9 protein-coding genes are annotated in these 8,133 nt (G+C 64.9%); 6 read left to right on the forward strand and 3 right to left on the reverse strand.

Translation table 11 applies throughout. The features are described 5' to 3' along the window. Window positions 1–23 precede the first annotated feature (23 nt). From sulP to ftsH, 4 genes are all read left to right on the forward strand, one after another. Window positions 24–1,796, forward strand: coding sequence for a SulP family inorganic anion transporter (gene sulP / locus JJ959_RS18140; RefSeq protein ID WP_292886840.1), 1,773 nt, complete (start codon window positions 24–26; stop codon window positions 1,794–1,796). A gap of 59 nt (window positions 1,797–1,855) precedes the next feature. After that, window positions 1,856–2,515, forward strand: a complete 660-nt coding sequence (locus JJ959_RS18145; RefSeq protein WP_292886842.1) for a Crp/Fnr family transcriptional regulator — start codon at window positions 1,856–1,858, stop codon at window positions 2,513–2,515. 112 nt (window positions 2,516–2,627) lie between these two features. Beyond that, complete coding sequence (locus JJ959_RS18150; RefSeq protein WP_292886844.1) at window positions 2,628–2,843, forward strand: DUF2892 domain-containing protein; 216 nt, start codon at window positions 2,628–2,630, stop codon at window positions 2,841–2,843. A gap of 198 nt (window positions 2,844–3,041) precedes the next feature. Next, window positions 3,042–4,958, forward strand: a complete 1,917-nt coding sequence (gene ftsH, locus JJ959_RS18155) for an ATP-dependent zinc metalloprotease FtsH (protein WP_292886847.1) — start codon at window positions 3,042–3,044, stop codon at window positions 4,956–4,958. Between the two features lie 2 nt (window positions 4,959–4,960). Here the strand turns inward: ftsH and JJ959_RS18160 are convergent, their stop codons facing one another. From JJ959_RS18160 to JJ959_RS21370, 3 genes are all read right to left on the reverse strand, one after another. Next, on the reverse strand, window positions 4,961–5,269 hold the full coding sequence (locus JJ959_RS18160) for a hypothetical protein (protein ID WP_292886850.1): 309 nt from the start codon (window positions 5,267–5,269) through the stop codon (window positions 4,961–4,963). 90 nt (window positions 5,270–5,359) lie between these two features. Further along, window positions 5,360–5,893, reverse strand: a complete 534-nt coding sequence (locus JJ959_RS18165) for a GGDEF domain-containing protein (protein WP_292886854.1) — start codon at window positions 5,891–5,893, stop codon at window positions 5,360–5,362. 13 nt (window positions 5,894–5,906) lie between these two features. Continuing rightward, on the reverse strand, window positions 5,907–6,320 hold the full coding sequence (locus JJ959_RS21370; RefSeq protein WP_366817082.1) for a PAS domain S-box protein: 414 nt from the start codon (window positions 6,318–6,320) through the stop codon (window positions 5,907–5,909). A gap of 106 nt (window positions 6,321–6,426) precedes the next feature. Here JJ959_RS21370 and JJ959_RS18175 point away from each other — a divergent pair, with 106 nt between their 5' ends. Together JJ959_RS18175 and JJ959_RS18180 are read left to right on the forward strand one after the other, a co-directional pair. Next, the gene (locus tag JJ959_RS18175; RefSeq protein WP_292886859.1) at window positions 6,427–7,146 is read left to right on the forward strand and encodes an SDR family oxidoreductase; all 720 of its coding nucleotides are present in this window, start codon (window positions 6,427–6,429) and stop codon (window positions 7,144–7,146) included. Window positions 7,147–7,291: 145 nt separating this feature from the next. After that, the gene (locus JJ959_RS18180; RefSeq protein ID WP_292886861.1) at window positions 7,292–8,122 is read left to right on the forward strand and encodes a thioredoxin family protein; all 831 of its coding nucleotides are present in this window, start codon (window positions 7,292–7,294) and stop codon (window positions 8,120–8,122) included. Window positions 8,123–8,133 lie beyond the last annotated feature (11 nt).

Consider the following 8,133-nt stretch of genomic DNA (forward strand, 5'->3'; position numbering starts at 1 on the left):
CGATCGGCAAGGGGTGATCGAGAATGTCCGAGACTGCGAAGGCGGGCGCTAGGAAGTTCGCCCGCTACCTGCCGATCCTCGACTGGGGGAAGCGCTATGACAGGAGCGCGCTGACCAGCGACCTGGTGGCGGCGGTGATCGTCACCATCATGCTGATCCCGCAATCGCTCGCCTACGCATTGCTCGCGGGCTTGCCGGCGGAGATGGGGCTCTATGCCTCGATCCTGCCGCTGGTCGCCTACGCGTTGTTCGGCACCAGCCGGGCGCTCGCGGTCGGGCCGGTCGCGGTGGTCTCGCTGATGACCGCGGCCGCCATCGGCAATCTCGGCATCAGCGATCCCGCGACCTATGCGGCGGCGGCCATCGTGCTGGCTTTGCTTTCCGGCCTGATGCTGCTGGCGATGGGCCTGCTCCGGCTGGGCTTCCTCGCCAATTTCCTCAGCCACCCGGTGATCGCCGGTTTCATCACCGCCTCCGGCATGATCATCGCGGCGAGCCAGCTGAAGCACATCCTCGGGATCAAGGCATCCGGCCACAACCTGCTCGATCTGCTGCTCGATCTCGGCCGAAACCTGCCGAACCTTAACCCGACGACCGCCGCCATCGGCGTCGGCGCGACGCTCTTCCTCTTCTGGGTTCGCAAGGGCCTGAAGCCGCTGCTCATCCGCCTCGGCCTCCGCCCGCGGATGGCAGACATCCTCGCCAAGGCGGGGCCGGTCGCCGCCGTTGCGGTGACCACGCTGCTCTGCTGGGGCCTCGGGCTGAATGAACGGGGGGTCGCCATCGTCGGCGCGGTGCCGCAGGGCCTGCCGCCGCTGACCCTGCCGGCCTTCGATGCCGAGCTCTGGATCGGCCTCGCCGGTTCCGCCCTGCTGATCTCGGTCATCGGCTTCGTCGAATCCGTCTCGGTCGCCCAGACGCTCGCGGCGAAGAAGCGCCAGCGCATCGTGCCGGACCAGGAACTGATCGGTCTCGGTGCCTCGAACGTCGCCGCGGCGGTGACCGGCGGCTATCCGGTGACCGGCGGCTTCGCCCGCTCGGTGGTCAATTTCGATGCCGGCGCGGAGACCCCGGCAGCCGGTGCGTTCACCGCCATCGGCATTTGCCTCGCCGCGCTCGCCCTGACGCCGCTGCTCTTCTTCCTGCCGAAGGCGACGCTCGCCGCGACCATCATCGTCGCCGTGCTCTCGCTGGTGGATTTCTCCATCCTGAAGCGGACCTGGATCTACTCGAAAGCGGATTTCGCAGCGGTGGCCGTTACCATGGCGCTCACCCTCGGCGTCGGCGTCGAGATCGGCGTCTCGGCGGGGGTGCTGCTCTCCATCCTGCTTTTCCTCTTCAAGACCTCGCGGCCGCATATCGCCGAAGTCGGACTGGTGCCGGGCACCCAGCATTTCCGCAATATCCGCCGCCATGCGGTGCAGACCGTGCCGAGCGTGCTCACGGTCCGGGTCGACGAGAGCCTCTATTTCGCCAATGCGCGTTATCTCGAGGATTATCTCTACGACCGGGTCGCTGGCGATCGAGGGCTGAAGCACGTGATCCTGATGTGCTCGGCGGTGAACGAGGTCGACAGCAGCGCGCTCGAGTCCCTCGAGGCGATCAACCAGCGGCTCGAGAGCATGGGCGTGACGTTCCATCTTTCCGAGGTGAAGGGACCGGTGATGGACCGCCTGCAACGGGCGCATTTTCTCGACGAGTTGACCGGCCGGGTCTTCCTCGCGCAATACGACGCGGCGACGGAACTGGATCCCTCCCTCTTGCAGCAGACGCCGCAATTGAGAAAGATCGCCTGACCGGACGGAGATGCGCAGATGCCATCTCCGTTTCGCGGCAAGCGGGCGGAGGGGCGAGCGTGGCGGACTGGATCGAACAATTTCCGGGACTTTCCCGCCTCGATGGTGACCTGCGCGAGACACTGGTCCGACAGAGCCGCGTGGTGGAGGTACCGCAGGGGACCGTGATCTTCGGCCCGGGTAAGGCGCCGGAGAATCTTCTTCTGCTGCTCGCAGGCGTGGTCCGGGTCCAGCAGGTGGCGGAGAATGGCCGCGAGATCGTGCTCTACCGGGTGCATGCGCACGAGAGCTGCGTCCTGACCACCGCCTGCCTGCTTGCCTATGAAGATTACAGCGCCGAGGGTATTGCTGAGACGGACGTCACGGCGGTGGCGATCCCGCGCTCCGTGTTCGACGAGATGATCGCCCGTTCGGCCGATTTCCGCCGCTTCGTATTTACGGCCTATTCACGCCGCATCACCGACCTCTTCATGGTGATCGAGGAGATCGCCTTCCGCCGCCTCGACTTGCGTCTCGCCGCCAAGTTGCTGGAACGGAAGGACGCGGCTGGGGACGTGCTGCTGACGCACCATCAGCTTGCAACCGAACTCGGTACGGCGCGAGAGGTGGTCTCGCGCCAGCTGCAGGAATTCATCCGCCGCGGCTGGGTGACGGCGGGGCGCGGCCGTGTCCATGTAACGGATGCCGAGGCGCTCGGTGAATTTGCCCACTCGGCCTGATACCTTTCTGCCGGGCCTGATATCTTTCTGCCGGGAAGGTGACTAAGTCACCGTTCCGGGTGGGGAATGGGCTTAGGATTTGTGTATCGCATCCTCAGAGGGAGTCTCTGCCATGATCGCCAATGTCGGAAACCTCGACCGTCTGGCCCGTCTCGTGCTCGGCGTCGCACTGATCCTCGCCCCGTTCCTGCTTGACCTCGCCATCTTCGCCAATCCGCTGGTGAAATGGGGCGTGCCCATTGTTGGCCTGGTCTTCGCCGGCACCGCGCTGATCCGTTTCTGCCCGCTCTACGCGATTTTCGGGATCAGGACGCGGTCGGGGGATTGAACCGAAGGGCCGTTGTCCCGGACCTGATCAGGGACGTCGTGCAGAATAGGGTTCAACCTTCGCCGAGATCCCGGCTCTCCGGCCGGGATGACGCCCAGAACATGACGACAATGGTGTAATGCACGCGCGCCCATGGACCCGCTGGCCCCGGCGGATTAACCTTGTTCCATCCGCACTCACGGGACGCAGGACCGCGCCATGGCCGACGATGACGACCAGAAGGACCCGAAGCTTCAGCTGATCAAGTGGGCGCTGCTGATCGGTCTCTTCTTCGCGCTGCTCGCCTTCTCGCAGCTGCTCGTGACCGGGGAGAAGGCGGCGCCGAAGAGCTACTCCGAATTCAAGGCGCTGGTCGGCGCGGGCCAGGTCGAGAGCATCACCTTCGAGGGCGCCAGGATCCGCGGCACGCTGCGCAATGGCGCGGCGACGACCCCGTTCTCCTCCTACCTGCCGCCGACTGGCGATCCGGACCTCTTGGCCACGCTGGAGCAGAAGGGCGTCGAGGTGCGCTCGGAGCCCGCCGACGACGGCACCTCCTGGCTGGTTTCGCTGCTGCCCTGGCTGCTGATCTTCGGCGTCTGGTATTTCCTCTGGTTCCGCATGTCCGGCTCGATGATGGGCGGCATGGGACGCGGTGGGGTCGGAGACATCCTGCGCGGTCGCACCGAGCCGGTGAAGAAGGCGAAGATCCCGAAGATCCGTTTCGCTGACGTGGCGGGGCAGGAGAACGCCAAGGCCGAGGTTTCCGAGTTGCTCGAGTTCCTGCGCGATGCCGAACGCTACCAGAAGCTCGGCGCCGAGGTGCCGCACGGCATCCTGCTGCAGGGCCCGCCCGGCACCGGCAAGACCATGCTGGCCCGCGCTCTTGCCGGCGAGGCGGGGGTGCCGTTCTTCCACATGTCGGCCTCCGAGTTTATCGAGATGTTCGTCGGCGTCGGCGCCAGCCGTGTGCGGAACCTCTTTGACGCGGCGAAGAAGGCGCAGCCCTCGATCGTCTTTATCGACGAGCTCGACAGCGTCGGCCGGGTGCGCGGTGCCGGGCTCGGCGGCGGGCATGACGAGCGCGAGCAGACGCTGAACCAGATCCTTGCCGAAATGGATGGCTTCGAGGGCCACGAGGCGGTGGTGGTGCTGGCCGCGACCAACCGGCCCGACGTGCTGGACCCTGCGCTGCTCCGCCCTGGCCGCTTCGACCGTCATGTCACGCTGGAGCTGCCGGACCTTGCAGGCCGCGAGGCGATCCTGAAGGTCCATACCCGCAACGTGCCGATGGCGGGCGATGTCGATCTGCACAGGGTCGCGACCGGCACGCCCGGCTTTTCCGGCGCCGACCTCAAGAACCTCGTGAACGAAGCGGCGATGGCGGCGGCGCGGGAGAGCCTGACCCGGGTCGAGGCGCGGCATTTCGATGCCATGCGCGACCGCATCATCATGGGCGCGGTTCGGACGCTGGCGATCCACGAGGACGAGCGGCACCGGCTCGCGGTACACGAGAGCGGGCACACGGCGGTCGCCTATTTCCTGCCGCTCGCCGATCCCCTGCACAAAGTCACGATCATCCCGCGCGGCCGCTCCCTCGGCAGCACGCACCAGCTTCCGGAGATCGAGCGCCATACCCTGCCGGAGGAGTATCTGAAGGAGCGTCTCGCGGTCATTCTCGGTGGCCGCGCGGCGGAGCAGGTCTTCCTCGGCTCGGTCAGTTCCGGCGCGGACGAGGATATCCGCATGGCGACCCAGATCGCCCGCTCGATGGTGGGGCGCTGGGGCATGTCGGAAGAGGTCGGCCCGGTCGATGTGCGCGAGAGCGAGTCGCATCCCTTTCTCGGCCGCGAGATGGCCCAGCCGCGCAGTTTCTCCGAGGCGACCGCGGCAGCGGCGGACAAGGCCGTGCGGCGCTACCTGCTCGACGCGGAGGCGCGGGCGGTCGAGTTGCTGAAGCAGAATGAGCCAAAGGTCGCCCGGCTGATTGCCGAGCTGGAGGAACGCGAGACCCTCGACCGCAACGAGATCGCGGTCTGCCTCGGTCCGAAGGAGGTCGCCGCCGGCGCGAAGAAAGCGCCGAAACCGGAACCGGAAAGCAGCGGCATGGCGCCGGACAAGAAGGACGGCGCCTGAGTTCAATCGAGCAGTTTGCGCCGCTCCTCGAACTCTTTCCCGTCTATTTCGCCCTTGGCGAAGCGCTCGCGCAGGATCGCCAGTGCCTTGTCTCCGTCGCCCTTCGGCGCGAAACCGAAGTGGCGCGCGGCGAAGAGCGCGGCGGCGATCAGGATCACGACGAAAAGCAGCATCATGAACGGACCCATGAACCACCCGCCCATCATCATCGGATGGTAGCCGTAACCGTAGCCGTCGGCCGTGTCCGCAAGGGCGGGAAACGGCGCCGTGATGACGGCGCTGACAACAAAGAACGGAAAGAGTTTCCTCATCTCTCGGACCTCCGGCTGGAATAGGCGAAGTAAAAGCCTAAGGGTTCCAGCAGGGGGCAGGTCAAGCCAGGGGGGATCGCATCCGGGACGTCAGGAAGCTCTTGCCCGAGACGATGTTCCTGCAGCGTTTTCCAAGTACTCCACCCGGTTCCGGCCTCGATTCTTTGCCTTGTACAAGGCCTCGTCGGCGCGCTTTATCTGTTCGGATATCTCGATCCCGGAACCTGAGGCATGGGAAACGCCGATGCTGACAGTGAGGTGCACCGAGCGTCCGTCGGGAAGAACAAAGGCATGCGTCTCGACACCACGGCGAATTCTTTCCGCCGCCGCGATCGTGCCGTCGCGATCCACGTTCTTCAGCATGGCGATGAACTCTTCGCCGCCCCAGCGGCAGAGGGTATCGACAGATCTCAACCGCTCATGGACGAGAGAGGAGAAGGACCGCAACACCTCGTCGCCCGCATCGTGGCCATAGCTATCGTTCAAGCGTTTGAAGTGATCGAGGTCCATGAAGAGAAAGGCGATCCCGGTATTGTACCGTTCCGCACGTGCACGTTCTTCGGCAGCTCCGTCCAGGAAAGCCCGACGGTTGAGCTGACCGGTCAATGGGTCGAGACGGGCCATGTCGGACAGTTTCTCAACCATTTCCATCCGCCATGAGATGTCGCGCAGGAACGCGGCGAAGATCGCCTTGCCGCCAGCTTTTGCACGCACGATGCATCGCGCCGATGCGTATCTCCTCACCGTCTGCGCGACGCCCGACTATCTGCGTCAACCGCTTGCCCATATAGCGGGCGTCTTCGCCGGAGCTCAGGAAATTATGGACCTGGGCAACGTGGTCCTTTCTGAAACGGTCCGGCAGAAGAATGTTCAGGTCTTGTCCAAGGAGCTCTTCGGAGGGATAGCCGAACATCTGTTCCATTGCAGGATTGGCGAATACGATCTTCTGATCCGCATCGATCGCGATGATCGCGTCAGCAGTATGCCTGACGATATCCCGGTAAAAATCATTGTCCAGTTTGGTGGTGGTTTCGCCAGCGGCCCCGGTCATAGGCAGTCGATCTATCAATGTGTCCGATTAGCGGATCTTATGTATGGGTATCGGTGAAATTTCCGTTAAATTACACCTAGTTTTTCAAACAGGCGTGAGGCAAGCGATGAAGAAGGCCATTGTCACCGGACACAGCAAGGGGCTTGGGGCCGGAATCGCGGGCGCGTTGCTGCAGGGCGGATATAACGTTCTGGGACTGTCCCGCTCGGCCCTGCCGGGCTTCGAATCCGGGCTTGAGCAGGTCGCGCTCGATCTCGGAGATGCTCAGGCCCTGTCCAACTGGCTCGAGAGCGGCGAACTCGCGGATTTCCTGGAGCACGCGGAAACCGCGATCCTGGTCAACAATGCCGGCATCGTCGAGCCGATCGCACCGCTCGGACGGCAGGGTGCCGCTGCGATCGCGAGGGCCGTGACGGTGAATGTCAGTGCGGCGCTGATCCTCGCCGATGCCTTCGTCGCCGCGACGGAGGGGCTGGAGGACCGCCGGCTGGTGCATATCTCCAGCGGCGCGGGCCGGCATGCCTATACCGGCTGGAGCGTCTATTGCGCGACCAAGGCGGCGCTCGACCATCATGTCCGTGGTGTCGCCGATGACGGGATCGCGGGGCTGAAGGTCGAAAGCCTTGCGCCGGGTGTCATCGATACGGGGATGCAGGCGACCATTCGGGCGACTTCCGAGGAGGATTTCGCGCTGCGCGAGCGCTTCGTCGGTCTGAAGGAGAGCGGTGCGCTGGGCGATCCGGATTCGGTTGGCGCGAGGATCGTGGCGCATGTGACCGGGCCTAAATTCGGCGCCGAGCTGGTGACCGACATCCGGGAGTTGTGAGGCCCATTTCCTCCACACTCTGGCAGATCCGTCATCCCGGACCCTGATCCGGGACCTTTCGCAGTATAGAGCTCTGTGTTCGACAAGGTCCCGGCTCTGAGGCCGGGATGACGAAATTGGGAATAAGAGGAGCGGTCACCCACGCGTGACAGAGGGTGATTCGGACCCCGATACCGCCACGCTTATCCTTCATCCCATGAAAACCTCGCGACGCAGTCTGCTTGGCGGCCTCGCCGCCCTCGGCAGCACCGGTGCGCTCGGCCTTGCCGGTCTGGCGCGCTCCACCCGGAGTTCGAGAGCGCAAAGCCGCGCCTCGGGTCCGATCGTGCTCGAACTCTTCACCAGCCAGGGCTGTTCCTCCTGTCCGCCGGCCGACCGGCTGCTCGGCGAGCTGGCGATGGAACCCGACGTGATCGCGCTCGCCTACCATGTCGACTACTGGAACTATATCGGCTGGGAGGACCCGTTCTCCTCGAAGGCGATGAGCAAGCGCCAGCACCGCTACGGTCAGGCGATGCGGCTCTCCAGCATCTACACTCCGCAACTCGTGATTGACGGCGAGGTCGATGTCGTCGGCTCGCGCCGCGGACAGGTGTTGGCGGAGCTGGAAAAGCGCCGCAATGCGGGGCCCGGGACGGACGTCGCTGTCACCCTGGAGCGGGACGGGGCGGGCTTCATTCTGACCCTGGCGCCGCGCGGCAAGGGCGATATGGCGGGAGCCGATCTGCTCCTGGTCGGCTCGGACGAGCGGCATGTGACCGAAGTTCCCCGCGGCGAAAACCGCGGGCGTACGCTCGTGGATTTCGCTGTCGTCCGGTTCTACGCGCCGCTCGGGACCTGGGACGGCACAGCCACGCAGTTCCGGATCCCGGGGACGGCGGTGAAAGTGCCTTCTGACAGGCTTTCCGTTCTTGTGCAGGCCGCGGGGCAGGGACGGATCTATGGTGCGGGCACGCTCGATCTGCGGGCCGTTTAGAGCCCTCTTGC

It is taken from the genome of Nisaea sp. (genome assembly GCF_017640745.1).
Lineage (GTDB): Bacteria > Pseudomonadota > Alphaproteobacteria > Thalassobaculales > Thalassobaculaceae > Nisaea.

Bases quoted from the DNA above. Each gene is read 5' to 3' on its own strand.
- JJ959_RS18175 (WP_292886859.1), top strand. From the start codon at position 6,427: ATGAAGAAGGCCATTGTCACCGGACACAGCAAGGGGCTTGGGGCCGGA.
- JJ959_RS18165 (WP_292886854.1), bottom strand. From the start codon at position 5,893: ATGGCCCGTCTCGACCCATTGACCGGTCAGCTCAACCGTCGGGCTTTC.
- JJ959_RS18160 (WP_292886850.1), bottom strand. From the start codon at position 5,269: ATGAGGAAACTCTTTCCGTTCTTTGTTGTCAGCGCCGTCATCACGGCG.
- JJ959_RS21370 (WP_366817082.1), bottom strand. From the start codon at position 6,320: ATGACCGGGGCCGCTGGCGAAACCACCACCAAACTGGACAATGATTTT.
- ftsH (WP_292886847.1), top strand. From the start codon at position 3,042: ATGGCCGACGATGACGACCAGAAGGACCCGAAGCTTCAGCTGATCAAG.
- sulP (WP_292886840.1), top strand. From the start codon at position 24: ATGTCCGAGACTGCGAAGGCGGGCGCTAGGAAGTTCGCCCGCTACCTG.
- JJ959_RS18150 (WP_292886844.1), top strand. From the start codon at position 2,628: ATGATCGCCAATGTCGGAAACCTCGACCGTCTGGCCCGTCTCGTGCTC.